This is a genomic window from Stieleria tagensis (assembly GCF_024129865.1).
Taxonomy (GTDB): Bacteria; Planctomycetota; Planctomycetia; order Pirellulales; family Pirellulaceae; genus Stieleria; species Stieleria tagensis.
This window is the reverse complement of the sequence record NZ_JAMYFE010000033.1, coordinates 17,807-42,721: the sequence shown is the minus strand read 5'-3', so window position 1 is coordinate 42,721 and position 24,915 is coordinate 17,807. Positions and strand designations below refer to the sequence as shown.

4 protein-coding genes are annotated in these 24,915 nt (G+C 58.2%); 3 read left to right on the top strand and 1 reads right to left on the bottom strand.

The annotated features are described in order from the left end of the window. Nucleotides 1–170 precede the first annotated feature (170 nt). The 3 genes from NHH03_RS06705 to NHH03_RS06695 all read left to right on the top strand — a co-directional run bounded on the left by NHH03_RS06705 (nucleotide 171) and on the right by NHH03_RS06695 (nucleotide 23,866). Nucleotides 171–22,478: a tandem-95 repeat protein gene (locus NHH03_RS06705; RefSeq protein ID WP_253154990.1), complete on the top strand. Its 22,308-nt coding sequence runs from the start codon at nucleotides 171–173 to the stop codon at nucleotides 22,476–22,478. Between the two features lie 113 nt (nucleotides 22,479–22,591). Continuing rightward, complete coding sequence (locus tag NHH03_RS06700; RefSeq protein ID WP_253154989.1) at nucleotides 22,592–22,801, top strand: hypothetical protein; 210 nt, start codon at nucleotides 22,592–22,594, stop codon at nucleotides 22,799–22,801. Nucleotides 22,802–23,035: 234 nt separating this feature from the next. Further along, on the top strand, nucleotides 23,036–23,866 hold the full coding sequence (locus NHH03_RS06695; protein WP_253154988.1) for a universal stress protein: 831 nt from the start codon (nucleotides 23,036–23,038) through the stop codon (nucleotides 23,864–23,866). A 31-nt stretch (nucleotides 23,867–23,897) separates the two neighbouring features. Here NHH03_RS06695 and NHH03_RS06690 read toward each other — a convergent pair whose 3' ends face one another. Next, on the bottom strand, nucleotides 23,898–24,782 hold the full coding sequence (locus NHH03_RS06690) for a WecB/TagA/CpsF family glycosyltransferase (RefSeq protein WP_253154987.1): 885 nt from the start codon (nucleotides 24,780–24,782) through the stop codon (nucleotides 23,898–23,900). Nucleotides 24,783–24,915 lie beyond the last annotated feature (133 nt).

Below are 24,915 nucleotides of genomic sequence, written 5' to 3'. Positions count from 1 at the left end.
TTTGGCCCGGCGCCCCGAACTAGGCCACAATTCGCCTGTACAAGTGATTATTCTTGTACAGGCTTTCCTGCTGAAATGAATTATTGACCGGACCGCAGCATTATTTCCTGGGCCGCGTCACTCGTCCTTCCTGTTTTATTCCCACACCGTTTTAGGCCAAGGTCAACCCTATGACCTCTCGACGAAACACCAAGTTAAAGTCCGCACACCAGTTCTCACGACGCTCCAAGCACGAAACGCTCGAGCGACGAGAATTGTTGGCCGCGGAACTTGAAGCCCCCAGCTTGATCGCCGTCTCGGCGAACTCGGGCGAACAGTTTGATCTTCAAGACAACACGGTGCTTTCGACGGCGCCCACCGAACTGAAGTTCCGGTTTGGTGGCGATCTGATTGATTCGGCGACTTTGGCAGGGATCCAGTTCAAACGCGCCGGCGGCGATGGTTCGTTCTCTCCTGATGCCGCCCAAGCAGCTAACGGGGAACTCGGTTACGAACTCGTCACGCCCGGTTTCCTGGGATTCGAGGATGACGACGGTACCAACATCATCGTCGCGCGGTTTGCTGAAACGCTGCCCGATGACCAATACCAAATCGAACTCGCCGGATTCGACGACACCAACCAACAGATCGTCGGCGTTCGCGACATTGACGGTGACTTTTTGCGAACGGTCGGCGCCGCCGACCCGTTGGCACCGATTCAAACGGTGCGCTACGAAGTCGAAGTCGGTGCACGCGTCGTCTCGGTCGTGCCTCAACCCATCGAATCGATCAACGGCACCCTGACGCAACAGCGCGATCAAGTCTTCGTTTACTTCAACGATGACCCACTCTCCAATCCGCTGGCCGGTCCAATCAACACCGGCAATAGCACGTTGTCGGTCGTCCGCCCCCAGTTCTACAAACTGATTTACACGGCCGAGTCGGTCGAGAACACCGACGATCTGGTCAACACACCCGTCTCGGTCGAATACGACCCGGCATTGAACCGTGCGCGGCTGACTTTTTCCGCGGACTTGGTTGATCTGTTGCCGCTCGATGCCGCCGGCGACCCGACACAAACGGGAACCTTCCGGTTGCGAGTCGGACGCAGCGACAGCTTGCCGGCTGCGCCGCAGGAGCTGTCCAGCGGTGGCGGTGGCACCGATACTTTTAGCGGCGCACTGCCGTTGGGTATGACGTTCGGTTCGGGCACACAAAGCATCGTTGTGACCGAAGGATTGATCCAATCCACCAATCCGATCATTCCCGATTGGCCCGGCGCCTATGACGCTCCCGGATCGCGCGACAATCGACGTGATACCCAGCGTACCGGTCAAGCCGATACGACAGTCGGAATCGACGTCTTTCCGTATAACTTTGCGCGGATCTACGGTACCGACCCACAACTCAATACACTCGAAAACGCGATCACCGTTGCCCAGAAACAACGTGTGCGTGAGGTCCTTGATCTCTACAGCGAACGCTTGGGCGTTGAATTCGTCGAAACGCAAGACCTGGGCCTTCAGATCGTCACCGGGGATTTGCGTTCGATTGTGATCACGGCCGACACCGGTGCCGGTGCCGACACGCCGCTGAGTATCTATCGCGTCAATGAACGCGATCAAACCAAAGGCGTCTTGGTTTTAGACGCTGGTGAAAACTGGTACGACGGTTACGGGCTGTCTCCCGATAATCGACTGAGCTATTTCGAGGAAGCGCTGCGCGGCGTCGGCGAGTTGCTAGGCATCGGCGACATGTTTGAATTGCCCGCTGGCGTGGCAGCCGGTGGCAGCAGCCCCGACGAACCCAATTCGGTCCAGTTCTCTGACCAATATCTGCCGGACCTGCCGGTCGAACCCGAATTCCTTAGCCAGAGCGATATCACCATCGGCCAAGGGCTGCACCGCCCCGAAAGCAACGATGTGGATTTTTATTCGTTCACCGCTAGCGAAGCCGGCGAGATTTCAATCGAAACGATCGCCGAGCGTCTGGACGGCAGCAGCTTGCTGGACACCAATCTGAAACTGTATCGCGTGGTCGACGCCGCCGCAGACCAATACGAATTGATCGCGCGTAATGACGACTTCTATAGCGAAGACTCGTTCATCGGCGTCAACATCGAACCCGGCGACTATATCGTCGGCGTCAGCGCCAGTGGCAACGACCTGTACAACGGATTGATCTCCGGCAGCGGTTTGGGCGGAACTTCCGAAGGCCGCTACGAACTGCGAATGACCTTCAAATCCGATGGCGGTCAAACGATCACGGACACCAACGGAACCGAGTTGGACGGTGACGCCGATGGCGTTGCCGGTGGCGAGTTCAGTTACTGGTTCCGCGTCGCGCCGACCGTAGACAATGCGGTCACCGGTGGCCCCAAAACCATCTTCGTCGACAAAATCACCGGCAATGACGCAGCGGCCAACAATGGTTCGCTTTCGTCCCCCAAACGCACCATCGCCGCCGCGCTGGCATTGTCTGGCGAAGGTGACATCGTGCGGATCCTGCCCAACGGTGGTGCCGACGGTTTGATCACCACTCAAGACGACAACTTGGCCTACGAAATCGGGTTCGGCGGCACGACCAACTCGGCACTTGCCGATGGCGCCGAGTTCGTTGTCCCCAAAGGCGTCACCGTCATGATCGATGCCGGTGCCCTGTTCAAAATGAAGGACGCCAAGATCAGCGTCGGTAGTGAAACGGTCGACGAAGACCGTTCGCTGGCGGCCCTACAGATCCTCGGCACACCGGTGATCGCGGGTGAAACCGGCGGCACCGGCGAAGTCTTCTTCACCAGCTGGGATGACGAGTCGCTAGGTGTTGACACCAATCCGCTGCCCACCGTCGCGCAACCGGGACAATGGGCCGGCATCGAATTCCGAAACGATTTCGATTACTCCGAAGGCCGACACGTCTGGGAAACCGAAGGCATCTTTTTGGACTTCGTCTCCCACGCCAACATTCAGTACGGCGGCGGTAGCGTCAATCCAAATGAACCGATCGTCACCCCGATCCAAATGAATGAAAGTCGTCCGACGATCATTCACAATACGATTCGCAACAGTGCCGATGCGGCCATCAGCGCCGACCCGAATAGTTTCCGCGAAAGCAATTTCAACGCGCCGATCTTTCAACGCGCCGATCGCTTCACCAGCGATTACGACCGCGTCGGTCCGCAGATTTTCGGCAACACGTTGCTGGGCAACAGTATCAACGGCCTGTTTGTCCGAGTTGAAACACCGGCCGCCGGTCAACTGGAACCGATGACCGTCAGTGGCCGGTTTGACGATCAAGATATTGTCCACGTGCTCAGCCAAGTCTTGGTGCTGCAGGGACAACCCGGCGGTGCAGTCTTATTGGAAGACCGTCCCGATGTGTTGAGTGTTGCGTTGACCAGCAACAGTGGTGGGACGTTGGATGAAAACGTTTCCTATACCTACCGTGTCACCTACGTTAACGCCAACGGCAGCGAATCGCTCGCCAGCTTGCCGACCACCGCGGTGGTGACATCACCCACGATGCGTTCGGCGACCTTGACAAACCTGCCGACCACACCATCGGAATTTGTCGGCCGTCGTTTGTATCGCAGTATTCCGGGCACGCCGAACTTCGAATTCGTCACCCAACTGGATCGCGTCACCACCACATTTTTGGATGACGGCACGACGCGTGGCGGACTGTTGCGCGCCGAAGAACGTGTTTCGGTCAGTGGCATCACGGCCAGTGACGGTGACGGCGGATCATTGACTGCCGGTGCGTCGTATCAATACCGATTCACCTATGTCAACGCACTCGGTGGCGAGACCCAAGCGAGTGATCCGACCGGTTCGTTTGTGGCCCCCGACAGCGGTGCCATTGAACTGTCCGGCATCCCCGCGGCGCCAGCCGAATTCACCGGCGTGCGGATCTATCGATCGATTCTGACGTCCGGACAGTACGAATTGATTGATCAATGGGTCAACGGCGAATCCAGCTATGTCGATGACGGCCAGAACATCGATTTGCCACAACGGATTCTGCCCAACGATGGCAACAATGGCACCCAGTTCCTGCCGCGTTACGATGCCCGACTTTCGATCGATCCGGGATTGGTCATCAAACTGCAAAATGCTCGGATCGAAGCCGGATTCGGAGCTGATTTTTATGCCGAAGGCCGCGACGGCAAAGAGATCATTTTCACCAGCCGACGTGACGACACCTACGGTGCCGGCGGTACGTTCGACACCAACAATGACACCGTCGCCGACAATTCGGCCCCCGGCGATTGGGGCGGATTGGTTTTCCGCCAAGACGCGACCGGCAGTCTGGATTTCACAGAAATTCGCTACGGCGGTGGCTCGACTGCGATCAACGGCCAGTTCACCGATTTCAACGCGGTTGAAATCCTGCAGGCCGATGTCCGAATTGCCAATTCGACCATCATCGACAATGCCAGTGGGTTTGTTGCTCAGTCGATCCGTGGCGGCATCGGTTTCAACGATGAAACTGCGATCTTCGTTCGTGGCAGCCAACCGGTCTTGGTCGGCAACACGATCGAAGGCAACGTGGGCGCCGCGATCAGTATCAACCCTGACTCGCTCAATCACGAAGCCCTGCTGGACTACGGTCGCGCAACCGGAACGATCGATCTCTACAGTACGGACGCAGATAACCAAGGTCCGCTGATTGCCGGCAATCGTCTGGATGACAACACGATCAACGGCATCCGAGTGCGAAGCGAAGTCCTGACCACCGACAGCGTCTGGGACGACACCGACATCGTGCACGTCGTCGAAGGCGAAATCGCATCGGCAACACATCACTATCACGGCACCCTGCGTCTCAAAAGTGATCCCAACCAAAGCTTGGTTGTCAAATTCGGACCCGGCGGAGAACTGGTCGGCACCGGCCGTCCGTTGGACATCAATGACCGCATCGGCGGCACGGTCCAGGTCCTGGGCACACCGGGCAACCCGGTCATCTTGACCAGCTGGAACGACTCAACCGTCGGCGCCGGTTTCACCGCCGACGGTGAACCGATGAACTGCACACTCAGCTCGCTGCAATGCGACGTGGATCTTGCCCAGGCGGGTGATTGGCAGGGCATTCGATTGGAGACCTACATCAACGATCGCAATGTCGGCTACATCTTGGAACAAGAAACGGCCAATGCCGCTTCGATCGCCAAGAACGCGTTCGCCAAAGATGCTCAGGTCATTGGTGATTTGGCTAGCGACGAATCGTCTGGCGACGAAACCGAACGGTTGGGATTCAACGTTCGCGGAACGCTGGCGACGTCCGACGACGTCGACGTATACAGCTTCACTGCGACCGGTGGCACCGGTGTCTACATCGACATCGACGAAACCAGCATCGGACTCGACACCATCGTCGAACTGGTCACGGTCAACGCTCAAGCAGTCAATGGCAACCAAAACGTATTGGCTCGCAGTAACGACTCGTTCCGCGAAGCCACCGATAGGTCGCTGTTGTTCTCGTCGTTGCCGGCCGGAACCGTGCAACCGCTCTACCAATTGGGCGTCGGCAATGTCGAATCCCCCAACCCGCTCGATGCGGGCATGCGAGTGATTCTGCCTGGTTCCAACAGCAGTGAAAACACCTATTACATTCGCGTCCGCAGCGGCGGCAAATCATCCGGTTCGTATCAACTAAGTCTGCGACTGCGCGAAACCCAGGAAATCGCCGGATCGACGGTCCAATTGGCCGACATCCGTTTCGCAACCGACGCGATCACGATCAACAGTGCCCCGTTGCACTCGCCGCTGACCGGAACGGCGGCCGAAAGTCTGGAGTTCTCCCAGATTGTCGACCCGACTCCGAACAACCCACAAAGCGGCGACGAGTACATTCGCGAAGCCTATCAGAACCAACTCGGATTCACGCTCAACCAAGTCGACCGGCTGGGCAACCTGGGTACGTCTGACCGCGGATCGTTGGTGGTCACCGGGAACATCGGCAACTTGAACTCCAACAACGCCAACGTGCGTTTGGAAGACGTCGATGTTTACCAAGTCGATTTGTTCACGCAACAGATCGAACCGGATGTGTTTGACAGCGAGAACCGATTCGTCACCACGACCTTCGATATTGATTATGCCGATGGTTTGGGCCGCCCAAACACTTCGCTGGCGGTGTATGACGTATTCGGCCGACTGGTCTTGCACAGTCGCGATTCGAACATCTCCGACGACCGCGGACGACCTCTCAACGGTGTCGATTCTGCAAACCTCACCGGTGGATCGGCCGGTTCGTTGGACGCCTACATCGGTCCCGTCGAACTGCCCGAAGGCACCTATTACGTCGCAGTCAGTAATGCCGCGGCGGTTCCGAACGACCTGGGTCAATTCTTCGATAACGCAGCGCCCAATACCGACGTGCGTTTGTATCCGATCAACTCCACGCGACGGATCGTGGAAGAAACCTTTGACGGGGTAGTCTACTCGTCCGAAACGACCATCTTGCCGACCTTCGTTGACGACACCTCGATCGTGCCCTACTCGCTAGACGACATGCGGTTGTTTGTCAGTCTCGACAGCGGCTACAGCGGGAACAACAATTCCGGGCTGGTCTCGGTCAACCCGTTCACCGGTGTGGTTGAACGAGTCATCGGTCAATACGGCGCACGCAACGGCGATATCGCCGCACGTTCCGACGGCGAACTGTTTTCTTATTCGTTGCCGCCGGGACAGAACCCCAACAACGGCAACTCGGGGAACTACAGCAATGTCAGCCCCTTGGACGGGACCGCTGCCGGTGGCGGTGACGACGGCATTACCTTCCGCGAATCGAACCAGAACTTTAACGGAACCGGTGCCGACAACGACGCACAATTGCTGATCACAGGGATCGCCTATCCGTTGACCGACGGCGGAACGTCTCAATCGACCGTTCGCCTGACCCCGATCTCCGATAACGCCAATGCCATTTTGGTCGGTCACCGCGACACCTCGGGACGTGGCGGTGAAATCCCCTATGCGTTCACGCAAAACATCGTTTACGGATTCCGCCAGCAAAGTGGTGCCATCACCAGCGGTCAAGGCTTCAGCACCAACGCCAACGCCCACCGCAACTTCCCCAACGGCATCCCGTACACCACCGCATTGGGACCGGCATCCGAAGACATTGAACTCGGAATCGTTGACACCGGTTTGATTTACCCCACCGGTGGTGACGGCGGCAGTATCCAAGGGATCGCCTACGACCCGGATGATTTCGGCACGACCGGTGAGCTATACGCAGTCACCGATGCCGGCGGCATCCACTCGTTCGACCCGAGCAACAACATCAGTGGCCCGGTTGGATCGGAATTCGAAAACTACGACGGTGTGATCCCAACAACCTTTTATGGAATCATCGCCAAAGATCCAGTACACGCGTCTCAAACCGGATCGTTCGCTCCGACCTTCACCGGATTGACGTTCGGCCCGCGAACCATCGAAGACGGGAACTACCGCAGAACCCTGTTCATGACCACGGCCGACGGTTGGTTGTACGCAGCCACCATCGATGAAGCCGGCGATCTGGAACCGGCCAACGTGCTGTACAACGGCCGCTCGGCCGTGCCGCTGCAGTACAACCTCGATTTCGGATTCTCGTTCCTGGGTGCTCAGCCGACCGGATTGGCATTTAGCAATTTGGAAGCCAGCCCCTGGCACATCACCACCGACCGAAACCTGAATGACGGACACGGGATCAAAGAAACCCCCGACCGCAGCCGCGAAGAATTTGCCAGTCGTGGTGGGGCCAGCTTGTACTACGGATTCGAAGTCGATCCGGGGAACACCAACAATAGCGCGACCAACCAAAACGTCGCCGGCAACACACTCGCTCGCGATGACGGCAGCAACTTGGGTGAATTGGCGCCGGGTGGATCACACGGTTCGATCATCTCTCAGCCACTGGATTTGGAAGGTTACAGTTCGGCCGATAAACCGACGCTGTACTTCAGCTACTATCTGGAAGTTGAAAACAACGACGATTATTCGCCAGTCGCACCGGGACAACCCCAACGAGATAGCTTCCGTGTGTTTGCCGCCGGCGACGACGGCGAGTGGAAATTGTTGGCGACCAATGACGCCTTCCGTGATTTGGTGTTCGCCGACGAATACGACTACTTCAACGAAACAAACATTCCTGTCCAGGAACTGTTTGACGTCAACGGCGATGCCGGAGACCAACAACAATGGCGCCAGGCTCGTGTCGACCTGTCTCCCTTGGCAGGCAACGAGAACGTCCGCATCCGCTTCGATTTCTCGACCGCCGGTGCAGTCCAAGCTCACTTCGATTCGGTCGAATTGACCGCGATCCCCGGTGACGAGATCATCGATGACCGCTTGGTTTCCTTCCGTGACGAAAATGGCAACCAAATCGTCCTGCAAAATGTGGTCGGTACCGAAGTCGTATTCCCGGCCGGAAACAAAATCCAAACCGGCGATGCAATTCAATTGATCCGCGCCGACGGCACCAGCTATTCCGTTCAGTTTGTCAACGGTACCGCGGGTCCCGGCCAAGTCCAGATCACCAGCGGCATGACCGCTAACCAAGTGGCTCGCGCTGTGATCGCGGCGTTGAGCACCGACGTCGAAGCCAACGGCCCGAAAACCAATGGCGCCACCGACGGACGCGTGCGGTTTGCATCGATCGAACAGTTCCAAGTGTTTGGTGAATCGGTGGTCGCCGAGTCCAATCCGGTGTTGGTCCAACGAGTCGACAGCGGTTACGACGGCACGATCTTTGTCAGCGGAACCGGTCGCGCGGCACAATTTGTGGTTCCCGATGGAACCAAAATTTTGCCCGGTGACGAATTGACCGTCGGCAGCTTCTTCAACGCGGTGACCTACGAATTCGTGCAAACCGCAACCGGTGCGGCAAACGAAATCGTGTACGCCCCAAGCGAAACCGCCGACCAGATCGCGCGCAACGTGATGAGCGTATTGGACAGCGATTTCCAAGCGGTCTACGAAGGCAACGGCATCATCTCGCTGGTCGCTGCAGGCACTCAGGTCCAGGTCACGCCGACCACAATGACGCCGATCGCGCCCGCCTCGGCCACCACCGTGGTGGATGAAGACCGCATCGAAATCACCTTCCCCGACATCCTGACACCGGCGGACATCCCCGCCGAATTGATCACCGTCAAGTATGCCGGCGGCGAAGTGCTGGTCGAACTGGTCAACCAAATCAGTTTCTTCCCACCGTTTGACCGCATCGAAGTCGAATTGAACGCTCCGATGACCGCCGACCAAGTGGCCGAAGCGGTTCGTGCGGCATTGCCCAAAGCCACCGGCGGCGTGGTCACCGCCGGCGGAGCTCTGTCGTTGGCCGCCACGTCGGTCACGACATCTGATTCCACCACCGCCTTGTCGATCGGACCGGCCACCGCTCGTGTCGTCACGATCCCGGCAGGGGTGGATTTGATCGACGGCGAAATCCTGACGATCGCCGATGAAAACGGCGTCACCGAACTGACCTTTGTGGAAAGTCCGACCGCCGGCCCGGCCGGCACCGTGAACTTCCAAACCACCGACACTGCCGACGCAATTGCGGCTCGCGTGGCGGTCGCGCTGGCGCCTTTGACCGAAACATCGGTTGCTGCCGACGAAGTCACGATCTTTGGTGCACTCAGTGTCGTGGCGTCTGACCCGACGTCGAATTTGACCGAAGCGACCGCAGCGGCGATCGAAGTCGACGTGCCCAACGGAACGGAATTGACCGACGGTGAAACACTGTCCATCACCGACATCAATGGCACCACGGTCTACACGTTTGTACTCGGTGCAGTTGCCGGCCCCGATGAAATCAATTTCGAGGTCACCGACACCTCGGATGTGATCGCCGCACGCGTGGCCACGGTCTTGGCAGCCCACACCGCTGTCGCCGACAACGCCGGTGGCAACCGCACCGCGGTTCGGCTACTCGCTGACTCGGCGGTCTACTCCGGACACACCCCGGTGCTGACCTTTGCCCACGCCGAAAACAGTGGCGACGCGTTGCTACTGGGGCTGACCGATCTGACGCAGCTACGAAACGGCATGCAAGTCAACGTGTTTGGCAGCGGCAATTTCGAGCGAGTCGTGTTCATCGAAGAAGGCAAGCCGTTTGATTTCTCGACACTCGGTTTTGGCATCGACCCGATCTTCTTTGATCCAGACGGCAGCAGTTTTGGTGGCGATTTGAATGCGGCCTACAACGCGGTCCTGGAACAACTGATTCAGTCGCTCGGTGCTTCCTTCGAAACCTATGGCGATCCGCTCGGTCGTGGCATCCTTGTCAACGACGCAAATGCCAGCAGCACGTTGGCTGACACCGGCCGACCCGGAATCAAGATTAAATCGCGTGACGTCAACGAGTCTGCGATTCCGATCACCTTCCCACGCGGAAGTGACATCACACCGGGCGAAACCGTCACGATCGTGTTGAAGGAAGATGGCGACGGCATCGCAGCGGCCCCTGTTGTGCTGTCCTTTGTGACAACCGGCACTGGCGCCGCTGGCGAAATCGTTTACTCCGCGACCGACACGGCTGCGGAAGTGACCAGCAAAGTGCTCGCGCAAATGCCGTTGGAAGCACAAGGGTTCCAAGACGATCCACGTAAATTGCTGCTGTTAAACGCCCAATCGGTGCGAACCGCCACGGGATCATCGATCATCAGCTACCGTGCGTCGGGCGCCGAAGTCGCTCCGATCATCGTCACCAGCCAACTGACCACACGCGAAGTGGCCTCGCGATTGCAGGTTGCCGTCAACGAAGGCGTCGGCCAGTTCGTGCAGACCTCGACCGACAAAACGTCGTCGGACTACTACTCGGCCTACGGCGGCGACCGCATTCGATTGTTCAATCTGACGGTTACCGATGCCGGCGGATATGGCATGTCTTCTTACTTCGGTGACGGATCCGGTTCGCCACTTCCGGGCGATGAATTTGGCGTGCGTCGCCCCGTCGGCTATGCGGCCAGTGAGCGGACCACGATTCCAGCGGCCAACAACAACATCGAAGGCGTCTACATCGACGACATCGTGGTCGGTTTCGCCGAACGCGGTGAAATGGTTGTCGAATCGACCGCTGATGAATTCAACTTCCGCTTGAACCCAGAAACGCTGCCAGATTCGCACCCCCAAGCGATCCAACCGGAGCGTCAAAACGAAGCGTTGACCGGTCCTTACTCACTGGAAATTCGGACTTCCGATGAGTACGGCGTTCCTCAAGATTACGATCCGATCAATCTAGAATTGGATGAGTTCAGCGGGCTTGGGCGTTCCTTTGACACCAACGATCGTTTGCGCGAAGGTGCGGTCAGTTTGCTGGCGATCGCCGGCACCAACCTGCTGGATCAAGACGTATTCGTACTCAGCGACGGATGGCGACAACTGACGTTCGAATTCGATAGTTCACGCGCCCTCGGTGTCGCCCAAGGCAACGTGCCGGTGCCATTCAACCCGGACAGCCCCAATCCCGCTGCGACGGCACGGGCGATCCGCGACGCCATCAATTCAGCACAGGTTCAGAACGTCCTGAACATCACCGCGGCAACCTCGGACGGATTCGAATCGGCGGCCAACACTGGCAATCGAGTTGAATTGTTCGGTTCGTCATCGATCACCGTCAATTCAGCCGGCGGACGATTCATCAAGATGGACTTGGTCAGTGCCGAAACATCTCAAGGCCGGGAAACGTCGCGACGCATTCCGATCGTCGACCAGGTTTCCGAAACGATCACTCCAGTGATCTTCGGTGACGAACTCGATCGTTCGACGCCATCAGGGTTTGTCGACGCAGCCCACGACACCGTGGTCGGAATTGGCAAGATCGGCGACGCCGTCTTGACCGGCCAAGGCGTCGTCAACTTGCAAGACGGTGCCGTCGTGCTCGCGACGGATCCCTCATTGGACTACGACAGCGTCAAAATCTACTTGGCGGCTGGTGAAACGGTGGACATTGATGTGGACACTCAAGGCTTCTCGCGAGCCGGTGAAGTGTTGGACCTGCCGGTGATCACGGTCTTCAATGACCAGGAAATCCTGACCGAAGATCTGTTCGGATTCGAAATCGACCGCAGCCGGCAATCCAGCTTGTTCGAAACCAGCATGGCAGACGGCGAAGCCGATGGCGGTGCGTTCTTGCGATTCACCGCGCCTAGCGATGGCTATTACAACGTCGTCGTCAGCTCCGCCAACATTTTTGGCAGTGACACGATCACCTTCTTTGACTTCATCAGCCCGAACTTCCTGGTCGGCGAAACACTGGCGATCACCTCGGGCAGTTCTCAGGTGATCTACGAATACACCCTGGGTGGCGCGGTCAGTGGGTCAAACGTGCCGATCACGTTGGCGACGGGCGATGACGCGACCCAAATCGCGTCGAAAACCCAAGCCGCCATTTCGGCCAATCAGTCGGCGATCGTCAAAGCCGATGCTGATGGCCGCTTTATCAACTTGGTTCGACGCAACACAACGCTGCAGATCACGCCCAGCACGTTCTTCGTCCAGCCTGGATTCCGAGCGGCCGACTACGGCGAATACGCATTGGCCATTCGCCCCACATCCACTAGCGGCAATGTGCCGGCACGAGATGTGTTGATGGTCGACTATCAATTTGGCATCAGCGACACCAACCGGGTCGAAGACCAGGGTCAATTGGTGATCTCCAGTAACTTCATCTCAAACTCGTCGGGAACCGGTGTCCGAGCGGTCAGCGATGATCGCGGCGAACGATTGGTCAACGACAACGGTGCGATCGTACCGGATTCCTTGCCCAACCCTGGATCCGCACGCTTGTTGCGTAACCAGAACACCGATTCGTTGATCCCTGGTGTTGTCATCAGCAACAACGTGATCTCTGGATCCGGTGACGCCGGCATCGAATTCGGTGGCGACGTCAACGTCAACGGCCAAGTCCCCTCGCCGGCGGCCTTTGGACGGATCGTCAACAATACCGTGGTCAACTCTGGCAACGGTGATGGTATCCGTATCAGCGGTGCCTCCAGCCCAACGGTCTTGAACAACATCGTCAGCGGCTTCACCAATGGCATCCTCGCGACCGGAAACCAGTTCGGTGAGATTGTCGTCGGCGGAAACGCGTTCCAAGGAAACAACAACAACACTTCGGTCGGACTGGCCAGTTCATCGATCGTGATCCCCGATACGGTGGCCTTGTTCCAAGACCCCGACCGCGGCATCTACATTCCGGCTGCCGGCAGTGACGTGATCGACAGTTCGTTCGCATCGTTACCCGATCGCAGCGAGTTCTTGCAAACCGTCAAAGAACCGGTCGGGATCGCTCCCTCACCGATCATCGCCCCCGCCTTTGATGCCTATGGACAACCCCGCGTCGATGATCCATTGGTGACCACGCCCGGTGGTGTGGGTTCCAACGTGTTCATTGACCGCGGTGCTATCGACCGCGCCGATGATGTTCGCCCGACGGCGGTACTGACCGGACCACAAGACGCGATCGGATTCCAAATCCCTGGCGGTGACCAAGACCAGGACAGCTCGTTCGTGCGTTTGACCGGCGGCACACTGTCGTTCTTCGAAGTCCAACTGCGTGACCCATCGGGAACCGGAATCGATCCCGCCACCGTCACCAGCGACACCGTGATTTTGACCGAAAACGGATCACGATTGATCCCCGGTCGTGACTACGTGTTCGGATTCAGCAGCAACAGCAATACGATCCGGCTGACTCCACTGACGGGCATCTGGCGTCCCGATGCGGTCTATGAGATCACACTCAACAACAAGCAACGAATCGAAGTTTCGATGCCATCGGGTGATCAGATCACCGACGGTTCGCAAGTCATCGTGACCGAGGCCAACGGGACCCCAACGACATTCGAATTCGAAGCCGGCTATAGCCTGGTGCTGCCAGAAACGACGACGTTGACCGTCGCCGGAACCAATGCCCTGTTCAACGACGGCGAACAAATCAGTCTGACCGATGCCAACGGCACCGTCCGTGTCTTGGAGTTCGACCTGGACGGATCCGTCGGGGCCGGCGCAATCGCCGTCAACCTGGCGACCGCCGGAACGGTGCAACAGGTTCGCGATGCGATCTTGGCCGCGCTTGCCAGCACTGACCCCGGATCCGACCCGGCGGTCAGTGTCGCCGAAGCCGTCGGACTTTCACCGTCCGGAATCGGTATCGACAAAGTTCAATTGGGAACCGTCGCCGGGCACGTTGTCACCAACAACTCCGCTGCGATCACGCAAACCGGTGTCGCCCAAGGCGTGCAGGAAGGCGACCAATTGGTCTACACCAATGGCCCAATGACGACCACGTTTGAATTCACGCTAGGCACCGTCAGCGATCCCGCTTTCATTCCGATTCAGTTCGCTCGCACCGACAGCCCGGACCAAATCGCCGCCAGCGTTGCCGCCGCGGTTGCCTCGCAACCGCTCGGTTTGGGCACCTCGCAAGCGCTCGGCCAAGGCCGCGTCGTACTCGGCGGAATCAGTGGTGATCTAGCCGTGCTGAACAGTGCGACGATCCTGCTCGAAGGCGAGCCCGGCGTTTCGGCCGGTGCCTATCCGATGCCGTACCGTCAAAGCGAAGGGTTCACGCCCGCCAGCGCTGCGGCACAACTACAGTCCGCAATCCGCGATGCGGGTCTAGCCGTGACCACCTTTAACCCAGGTGGCGGAACGCTGTTGATCGACGGAGCATTGATGGTCGAGGGCACGGTCAACAATGTCCAGGTCAGCATCGGATCGAATCTGCCCGCCGTTGCCGACTTGGCCGGCAACCGCGTCCGTGAAACGCGTGCCAACGATGAAACCCGTTTCACGATCATCATGCCCCAAGTCCAGTTTGACTTTGGAGATGCCCCGGCGTCCTACAAGACGTTGGCGATCGACAATGGTGCGCGGCACACTGTTTCCGGTGATCGTGTGCCACGTCTGGGTCAATACCTGGACACGGAAACCAACGGCCAGCCCGCGCCACTTTCGGACGACGCGCTGTTGCCGATCTCGAACACCGAAACGGGTAACCTGTTCACCACGTCGTCGACGGCAATCGTGGTCGACGGCACCGTGGTCGGCGGCGAAACGCTGACGGTTTCGATCGGCAATCAAACGCGACGGTTCGAAATGATTCGCGCGACCGAAAACCCGACCGGCAACAACCTGCCGATCACGTTTGTCGACGGCGAATCGGGCGACAGCATCGCGCTCAAAGTGTTCCAAGAAATCCGTGCCGAGTTCGACGTGATCGATTCCGCCGTCCTGCTCAGCCTGGCCGGTGACACGATCACGCTGGAAGCGATCGACGACGAAGACGGTATTTCGATCGGCACCTTTGTCAGTAACAACGTGCCCTACCTGGTCTTCACCGACGATCCAACGATCACCGGAAACGTCAACGCCGACGATGTGGTCGGTTTCCTGAACCCCAGCGATCCGTCGGGCAGCACCATCCCGGTGACCGTCACCGGCAGCGGTCTGGTTGACATCTGGGTCGATTTCGACGGCAACGGGACCTTTGACAGTGACGAACAAATCGCGTTCAGCGAAGCGGTCAGTGAAGACCTGAATCCGAACCCGATCATCATTCCTCAAAGCCGATTCCCGGCCGACGCGGTTCCACCGAACCACACTCAGGGTCAGAAATTGCCTGACCAATGGATGCGAGTCCGACTCAGCCAGTCCGGCGACCTGGGACCAACTGGTGTGGCCGTCGGTGGTGAAGTCGAAGATTACATGGTTTCGATCGCGCCGTTCGATCCTCCGGTGCCGACCGACGATGCCTACACCGTCATCGAAGACGGCACGCTGACCGTCGACACCTCCACGGCAACACCTCCGACGTTGATTTCCAACGACACCAACCTTGGTCAGTTGTTGCCGGTCCGATACTTTGTCGGCCAACAACCGCAACACGGAACGTTGGTGATCAATCCCGGCGATGAATTGACCGGTGCGTTCTCGTACGTTCCCGACTCGGACTTTGTCGGCAAAGACACGTTCACCTACCGCTTGAGCACCCAGCGCAACAGTGGTTCGGTCGCCGGCAACGCTCAATTTGCCACGGTGACGATCGACGTTTCACCGGTCAACGATGTGCCCGGTGTGAACGATGCCAACCTGCTTGCACTGGAATTCCAACCCGGACAAACGCCTGCGGATCAACCTCAGATCTTCCTCGCGTCAGACCTGTTGGTAGGTGCCACCGGTGACGGATCGGCAGCCATCCCTGGATTGCCATTCGACGAATCCAATCAAGACGCCGAGTTGCGAGTGATTTCGATCACCGTGGGTGGCGTAACGATCAACGCCAACAACCAAACGGCGACCGCCACCACCTCGCGCGGTGCGACGCTGTCAGCCGAATTCGCCACCGAACTGGCTGACCCCAGCGATCCGACCACCATGGACCGCACGTTCATCACGCGGATCTTCTATCGCGGTGCGGACTACTTCAACAGCGACAACCTGCGGGCGCCAAGTGATCCGCCGTTGTTGGACGGATTCTCGTTCACGGTTCAAGACGACGGCCGCAGCCTGGACGGCGATTCCAACATCGTCAAAGGGACTCCACAGTCGGCTTCAGCCAACGTCAACATTCGGGTCACACCGCAGAACAGCCAACCGACACCGATGCCAGAATTGCTGTCGATCACTGATGATCGCTACCGCAATTACTTCATCAACCAAAACCTGCCGGTCCCGACGCCAACCGAAGACGAACCGTTGGTGGTGCCCGCCGATTTCCTGTTGTCCAACGACTTGCCAGGAGCACCGGCCGCACAGGATGAAACGCAGGGCATCAATGGCAACGACGGCGATCTGCGAATCACCGCGGTTTCGATGGACCCCGCATTCGGCACCGTCGAAATCGATGCAACCACCGGCGACGTGCTGTTCACACCTGCCGACGACATCTATGGGCAAGTCGAATTCGTCTACGAAGTCGAAGACCAAGGCCAAGACGAAGCAATCGATGGCACACGCACCGACAACTTCCGTCGTGCAACTGTCACCAGCACGATCTTTGTCGAACCGGTCAACGATGCTCCGGTCGCCTACGACCGTTCACTGAGTGTCAACGAAGCCGCTGAACCGGGCGCGCCGGCTGTGCTGTCATTCACCTCCAGCGATCTGATCCTGGGTTCTGGTGTGGTCAGCAATTCACCACTCGTGACGACCGCCAATTCGATCACCGTTGTTGACGGCACCGCGATGGTAAACGGCGAAACGGTGATCATCACCGACTCGCTCGGAAACCGCAGCGTGGTCGAATTCAGCACCGATGCGACGGCATCGATCGGCACCGACGTTTTGGTGACATACGCCACGACCGACTTGGCGGCCGATATCGCAACCAACCTGGCACAGCAATTGACTGCTGCCGGCCTGGGCGGAATCGTGACGGCCGAAACGGTCAGCATGCCCGTTGTCACCGCTGTCGCAACCGCCTCTTACACCGCCGCAACCACGGCATCCGCAACTGGAATTTCGATCCCTGAAGGAGCCTTGATCGTCGGTGGCGAAACCATCCAAATGATCGACGCCGGCGGCCAGACCACCACGCTCGAATTGAGCACCAGCGGTGTCTCGATGACCGGCGCTGGCCTGTTGGTGACGTTTGATCCGGCCGACGACGCTGCTACGATCAGTGCGGCGATCAAAGCCGCGTTGATTGGCGCCGGGATCGGGGTCTACGATGATCCCGCAGCGGCTGCCGGGTTTGCCGGATTGCTGTTCAACAGCACCTCGGTCACCGGAATCAATGATGCGAACTCGAACATCACGGCTTCGGCTGACCGCATCAGTTTGCCTGATGCCAGCGGATTGATCGATGGTGAAACGATCACCCTGGCCGATGGCGTCGGCGGAGTCCTGACCGTCGAATTCAACACCACCGGCACAGCCGCAGCGGGCACCGACGTGGTGGTTCAATACGCTGCCGGTGATGCGGCGGCTGATATCGCTGCCACACTGGCAGCGCAAATGCGATTGCAAGAACTTGGTGCGACCGCCAATGGCGATGGCACCGTGTCACTGACGTCGATTGCCTCGGCCGCCTCGATCGCTCCGATGACGTCGATCAATGCGACTCCAACCGAAATCGACCTGCCCGCGGGCGACCAACTGATCGATGGCGAAACGATCACATTGACCATCGACGGTGCACCGGTCATTGTCGAATTCAATACCACTGGCACACCCGCAGTCGACACGACCTACGTCGTGACCTTTGCGGTCGGTGACAGCGCTGCGGATTTGGTCACGAATCTGGAAACCACTCTGCGAACCGATGGCTATGCGGTCACCGCTGACGGCGACTCGCTGCGACTGTCCAACAGTGTGGATGCGGTGGTTCGCGAACTGCCCGCGGTTCCCGGCGATTTCGACAAAGACTTACCGGCACCGTACAACGAAAGTGAGCAATCGTTGCGAGTGGTTTCGTTCTCCACCAGCGAAGGCACCGTCAGTGTGGCGGCCGGGTTCACCGGATCACAAACGCTCGACACTGCCAACGGTGGATTGCTGACGTTCAACTACACCAATGGCGTCTTCGCCAGCGGTAGTTACGCACCGCCGATCGACTACAACGAACTGCCTCCGTTTGTCCCGGTCGACCTGTTCACCTATACGATTTCCGACAACGGGCGGACGACGCTGCCGGTCGCCAACTTGGTTCGCATCCTGGGTGAAGAACAAAGCGTTCGCGAAGCCACGGTGACGATCAGCGTCAAACCGGCCAACGACAAACCCTATATCGAAAACTTGGCCCAAGTCGACGTCCCCGAAGACCCGACAACGGCTCAAGCAACGATCGACGATGTCTTCACAACCGTGTTGCCGGGACCGGTGACCGCCGAAGATGAATTGCTGACGCAAGGTCGCCCGACCGTCACCAACATTCGGGCAACCGACACCCGCGGAATCATGGAACAATTGCCCGTTGTCACTGACACCGGCGGATTGACGGTGTTTCCCAAGGCCGACGCCGTGGGCGAAGTGATCTATGTGTTCACGTTCACCGATGATCACCCGACGAACCCTCAGTCGACCGATGTCACGGTGACGGTCAACGTCCGCCCGGTCAACGATGCACCGCGTTTCAACCCCAGCATCGCAGGCACCGGAGCAATCAACACCGCCGACGACGCCTATCAAGTCGCTCGCGAGGTCGATGCAAACACCGGCGAGATCACCGACGCGACGATCACCTACACGCTGCGTGAAGACAACACGCAGCCCGTCGGCCAGCCCGCCCGCCAGTACTTCATCCCGCTGCGTCGCGACCCTTCGATCATCGGTTACAACCGAGTCGGACTGTTGGACGTCTTCCTGGTCGGTCCGTCAAACGAAGCGAGCATCCAGATCGAAGGTGGCAACCAAACACTTTCGCTGGACCAAATTCCCGCGCGTTCCGACCTGGGTGGTTCACTGACACTGGGCACCGATAGTTTGGGCAACCCCGGCGTCTATTACGATCCGCCGGAAAACTACAACAACCAGATCGGTGGCGTGGACTCATTCACCTACACCGTGATCGATGACGGCACGACCTATGTCAACGGCCAACTGGATCCCGATCCATTGACCTCGACCAACGTCGTCCAATTCGTCTTGAACCCGGTCAACGACAAACCGCAGTTCAACGTCAATCTGGGACCGGCCGATCCGAACGACCCCAACGGACCGTTCGAATCGTTGGAAACACTCGAAGACAGCAACACGACCACCATCGACAACTTTGCCTTTGGCATCGAAGCGGCTCCGCCCAACACGGCGTTTGACGAAGTCGATGTGCTCAACGGTCAAACGGTTCGCTTCAGTGTGACCTCACTGGGTTTCCCGCAATCACAGGCAAGCGACTTCTTCACTGAATTCCCCACGATCACACCCGACGGGACACTCAAATACCGCCCGGCACCCGACGTGTTCGGCAGCTTTGATTTCGAAGTCGTGTTGACCGATGATGGCCCAGGCAACGAAACCCGTGGCGACTTGATCTCGTCGGATCCGGTGACGATCACCATCGACGTCCTACCGGTGAATGATCCACCGGTCGTTCGCACCGATGTGGATCCATTGGAATTCACGATCGACGAGGACACGAGTTTGGACATCCCGACGGTCGGCACCAGCGGATCGCCAGGACTGTTGGATGTATTCGCCGTCGGACCGGACAACGAGAGCCAGGATCTGACTCCCGGTGGCAACCAGTCGGTCTCACTGAAAGCCCCGACGCCGGTTCAATCGGCGTTCGGCGGAACGATCACAGAAATCGTGCAAAACGGAGTGGTGGTCGGACTGCAATACACACCGCGAGCCAATTTCGTGGGCACCGATTCGTTCATCTACACGGTCACCGATGACGGCATCAGTGTCGACGTCGGCACCGGCGGAGTCGAACGACCGGATCCACGCATCGCATCGCACACGGTGTCGATCAACGTCGATCCGATCAACAACCCGCCACAGTTCAGCGGCCCGTCCAACGTGACGGTCAGCGAAGACGCCGGCGTGGTCTCGATCGACAACTGGGCGACCAACGTGTTGCCCGGACCGCCAACGGCCATTGATGAAATCAACAGCCAGACCACGTACTTTGAAATCATTCAAATTGGCGGCGACACAGGACTGTTCACCTCCGATCCGGTTGCGGTGATCGATACGACCACCGACAGCGCCTCGTTGGATTTCCAAACCGCCGTCAATGCCAATGGCGTGGCGACCTTCACCGCCCAGCTGTTTGACGTGCCCACCGATGGCACGCCTCAAGCGTCTAGCACGCTGCGAACGTTCTCGGTGCGAGTCAACGCGATCAACGATCCGCCGACCTTCACCCCCGGCGGTCCAATCGTGATCGACGAGGACAGTGGCCCGTATTCTCAGGTTTGGGCCAGCGGGATCAGCCCCGGCCCGGCCGACGAAGCCAGCCAATCGGTCCGTTTCGAAGTCACCACGCCAACCGATGCGTTGGCTCTGTTCCAAACGCTTCCGGAAATCAGTGACGATGGCATCCTGCGGTTTGTCCCCGCCAGCAATGCCAACGGCACCGTCGACCTGTCGGTCGTCGCCATCGATTCGGGCGATGCCTCCAGCACAGCGATTCCGCTGCGACTGACCATCACCGCCGTGAATGATCAGCCGACAGCCGTCGCCGACAGCGTGGCGACCGACGAAGACACTTTGTTGTCGATCTCCAGTGCAGAATTGTTGGCCAATGACATCGATCCGGACATCAACAATCCGGACGACACGCTCACGATCGTGATGTCCAGTTCCAGCTTCTCGCTCAGCGGTGCTCGGGTTCAGTTCGACAATACGACGGGTCAAATCACCTACGACCCATCCACCTCGAATACATTGCAATCCCTGGCACCGGGCGAACAAGCAATCGACTCGTTCACCTACCGTGTCGTTGACTCGCAAGGCTTGCAAAGCAATATCGTTTCGGTCGCTGTGACCGTGGACGGTATCAACGATGCCCCCTTCACCGTCGTCGACAACCCGACTTTGAACCCCAACGGCCCCACGGTCATCGAAGTGCTAGCCAATGACTATGACGTCGACGGCACGATTGATCCCACATCGATTCAAATCACTTTGCAACCGGCGTTCGGGTCACTGGCGATCGACAACAACGGTGTGATCACGTTCACCTCGTTCCAAAGCTTTGCTCTGGAAGACGTGTTCCGCTATCGAGTGGCCGACGACCAAGGCGAATACAGTGCCGAAACCTTGGTAACGATCTCTGCCAACGCCGCACCCATTGCTCGCAATGATCAAGCCGGAACGTTCTTCAACGAATCCATCGACGTCAATGTCGTGGCGAATGACGAAGACCCCGATGCAGTGCCCGGTGCACCTGACGGTGGACTGGATCTGTCATCGATCCAAATCGTTTCCGCACCGACCAGCGGCGTTGCCGTGCCACTCGGTGATGGCACCGTCCGTTACATTCCCAACGACGGATTCCTGGGAACGGATTCGTTCCAGTACACGATCGCAGATTCCGAAGGCCGAGTCAGTAGCCCTGGAACGGTACAAATCCAAGTCACCGGCAGCCGGCTTCAGAACCCGAACTTGAACGCCGACGTCAACGATGACGGAAACGTCTCGCCGATCGATGCACTGCTGGTGATCAACCGACTCGGAACGTCGACGACCGGCAGCATTCCGGTGACCGATCAGGACGCCGGACCGCCGTACTACGACGTCAACGGTGACCAATCGATCACGCCGATCGATGCGTTGGAAGTGATCAACGAATTGGCACGCCGGCAAGCCGGCAGTGGCCAAGGCGAACAGATCACGTCGGACTATCTGACGGTATCGTTGATCGAACCCGAGGCGGAACAATCGTCGGTGTCGGACATCGCTCTATTGGGCGAAGCTCCTCAACCGATCAACAGCTTCGCCGATCCAACTGATCAGCCCAGCAGCGACTTTATCGACCTGATCGCCAATCGTGACGATGACGGGGAATCGGATCGTGAAGAGCGTCTGGACGCCCTCGATGCCGCCTTCGGCGATCTGATCTAAACGCCTCGGCAATCGAGCAATGATTTTTCACAAAGCCCGGTAGTCATCTGATTGGCAACCGGGCTTTGCCTTTTTCTATTGAGGGTGTCGGACACCGTTGCGGAGCCATCACAATGCACGTACTCTGGGGACTCCTGATGGCTTCGGCGGGCCTATTCATGCTGGTTTGCGGAACACTGAAAAGCAACTTCAGCATCTATCGGCTGATGGTCGCACGCTCAAGATTGTTGTGGGGAGAGGGCCATGCGGTGCATCACTTCTACCAAGCGAGTGGATTGATCTTGATACTCATCGGTGCCCTATGGGCACTGGGCTTCACCTGAGAACAAAGCGGTTTGCCTCTTTCCTCTCTGTCGGTGCACGTCGTCCCAAACTGCTCTGGCAGACCCTTTAACGTGCGCAACATGTTTTCTCGTTCAGACTTTCTGCAGAACTTGTGCAGATCTTTTGTTGCAATGACACCGAATCTTGCCAACACTGCTGCCTTGCACGGATCCTGAGTCATCGCCTTATCTTTCGACACGTCGAGTAACACACCCACGAGTTTATTTGCAACGATGTCCACGACACCCGCACGATTCATTCTCCATCCCACGGATTTTTCAGCCAGTTCGCAGCTTGCTTTCGCGCATGCACTTCGTCTGGCCACGACAAACAAAGCCAACCTCTCTTTGCTTCACGTCGGTGAAGACAGCTACGAGGATTGGGACCGTTTTCCGGCGGTTCGAAAAACACTTGAGCGTTGGAAACTGATCGAACCTGGAACGGCGCGCCGAGAGATCCAGGACAAGATCGGGGTGGGCGTCGAAAAAGTGATTGCCGAACAAAAAGATGTGGTGAGTTCGATCGTTGACTATCTCGACCAGCGCCCGATCGATTTCCTGGTACTTTCAACACATGGACGCGACGGCATTTCAGCGTGGATCCATCCTTCGACGGCTGAAAAGATTGCCCACAAGGCCCATGTACCAACTCTATTTGTTCCCACGAACAGTCATGGTTGTGTTTCGCTCGAGACGGGTGAAGTCACGATGAGACGCATCCTGGTTCCGGTTGATCATCAACCTCGACCGGACGAAGCGATCGATCGCGCAATGCGTGCTCTCCAAGCATACGGAACGGAAGATGCAAAACTGACGTTACTGCATGTCGGTTCGAGCACGATGCCATCGGTTGCCGTTCCCGATGGCCCTTGGCAAGTCGAGCAAGTCGTTATCCCATCAGGTGATCCGGCTACCGAAATCACGGCGTTCGCCGCCGAGAACAAGTGCAACGTGATCGTGATGGTCACCGAGGGCGTTCACGGCTTTTTAGATGTCCTTCGCGGTACAACCACCGACAAGGTCCTTCGCCACGCGCCGTGCCCCCTGCTCGCAATACCCTCATAGGGATTAAGAAAGCAATGGAAATGGTCATGAGCTAAGGTGTTTGACACCCTTTAAGATCGCGGACCTGTTGAATCCAGTCGTTGACTAACGCTCGGCTAAGGAATTTTGCGTTGGACCAATATCGGGGGACCAGTCGCTTGGGATCGCTGCACATTCGATAGGCCCATTCACATCCCAGTCGCCCCAACCACGCGGGTGCCCGGGTTGCGTTGCCGGCCACAAAATCAAACGACGCGCCCAGTTGGATACTGACCGGGACTCTCAGACGCTTGTAGTGTTGATGGATCCAGCGTTCGCCCTTGGGTTGGCCAAACGCGACCAACAGCAGGGCCGCACCGGAATTTTGTATCCGTCGATCTTGGTCAAGCTGTTCCTGCGGCGTTAACTCGCGAAATGGCGGCGACTCGATGCCAGCGATCCGCATCCCTGGGTATTCCTTTTTCAATTGCACCGCGCAGCGCTGCGCGACGCCGGGTTGCCCGCCTAAAAAATAGATGCCCCAACCATTGCGTGAGGCCCGAGCGGCCAAGTCATAGATCATTTCACTGCCGGCAACACGCTGCGGCAATTTGAGCTGACCGAATTTGCTGCGCCAGACGATCGGTTGCCCGTCAGCCAAAATCAAATCGGCTGATTCGGTGATTTCCCGCAAATCGTCCTGCTGATGATGCAGCATCACGTAATTCAAATTCGCGGTGATCACATAACTGGGCGTGCCACGGCGGACCAACGCTTCGATCCGGTCGACCGCCTGCGCTGCAGTCACACAGTCAAACGGCACCTGCCAGACCCGACGCCGCGGCAATGCCGGCAGCACCGCCGCCGCGGCTTGTTCGCCGGCCGCTTTCTGTGGCGGCACTAAAACGACCGGATCGACAGGACCAAACGAATCAGTCAGTGGCGTAGTCGGGATCATCGGGCAACCATCGGTGGCAAGAGACTGTGTGTGGAAAGAGAGACACCCCCGCTGGCTAAACGCTACGTCACCCACCCAGGCACTCAGGCACGCCTCCCCCCATCAATCGGCACACCGCCCTGCCCCGTACCAA

Excerpts from the sequence above, each read along its gene's own strand:
- NHH03_RS06705 (WP_253154990.1), top strand. The coding sequence starts at position 171 with ATGACCTCTCGACGAAACACCAAGTTAAAGTCCGCACACCAGTTCTCA.
- NHH03_RS06700 (WP_253154989.1), top strand. The coding sequence starts at position 22,592 with ATGCACGTACTCTGGGGACTCCTGATGGCTTCGGCGGGCCTATTCATG.
- NHH03_RS06695 (WP_253154988.1), top strand. The coding sequence starts at position 23,036 with ATGTCCACGACACCCGCACGATTCATTCTCCATCCCACGGATTTTTCA.
- NHH03_RS06690 (WP_253154987.1), bottom strand. The coding sequence starts at position 24,782 with ATGATCCCGACTACGCCACTGACTGATTCGTTTGGTCCTGTCGATCCG.